Genomic DNA, 896 nt, shown 5'->3' with positions numbered 1-896 from the left:
ATGCCGTTGATCGGGTAGGATGTGCTTGCCCCACCATTCACATTCTCTGGCAAAAGATCATAATAAATGGTCCCCGAACTTGATGTGTTCGGTTTGTTCGCCAAGGCATTGCTTACTAGATTCTGATTTTTGTAAAGCACGTCGCGTCCTATGGTTACTGGCATCGGAATGTTCGACGGTGTTGGTCCTGTTTTCGTATATTGTGCGCCGTCCATCGTCGTTGCGTTGTTGAATTTGACAGTATCATTGTTCACTTTGCTTTCTGGCGTGCTCGATTCTGCCATCCCTTTGAGTAACGAAGTATCGTCTGGAATAGTTGGCGGCGCACTTAGTCCTCCCGTTAGAATCGGCGGCGTGTAATTAATCGTCGGGGTATCCACGGGATGGACATGATCGCCAACAACCGTTGAATGTACCTGGGATAAAGTCGGTGGCGTATAGCCATTCGGATACATCGTCACGCTGCCGCCCGGTAGGGCATAGTTATTCATTATTGTGTTATTTATCTGATAGACTTCCAAATTATTGATTTGCCAGTACCCATAATCTCGATATATTTGGAAACTGTATGTCTTGGTTTGTGTATCCCCAGCAGGGAGTTCTGGCCCAGGTGAGCATCCACCCGGAGGTGGCGCACAGATTGGCGGCCCGGGTACCGTCCATTTTCTAACATACGTCACCGTCACTGAACATGAATACGTCGTTTTGCCAGATTGCTGTGCCCAATTCTGCTTAAACAAGTAATTGTCCGCTAACGTATTGGTATATAAATATTCCGATGTCGGGATGCCTTGTAAAACGTTGAATTTCTCAGAGTCCCGCGAATCGGCCCGAATAACGCCATTGGCGTTGGGGTCTAAATCACTTAAAGGCATTGTTGTTCCTTGAGTAGGTGG

Annotated in this window: 1 protein-coding gene; it reads right to left on the bottom strand. The window is 47.3% G+C overall.

Translation table 11 applies throughout. From position 1 onward, the window contains the following. Positions 1-875: DUF5704 domain-containing protein (locus IEY34_RS36230; protein WP_229758032.1), on the bottom strand; the 875-nt coding region annotated here is incomplete at its 3' end. Between the last annotated feature and the right edge of the window lie 21 nt (positions 876-896).

This window comes from Paenibacillus marchantiophytorum (assembly GCF_014640555.1).
Lineage (GTDB): Bacteria > Bacillota > Bacilli > Paenibacillales > NBRC-103111 > Paenibacillus_E > Paenibacillus_E marchantiophytorum.
This window is presented reverse-complemented; position numbering and strand designations above follow the sequence as displayed.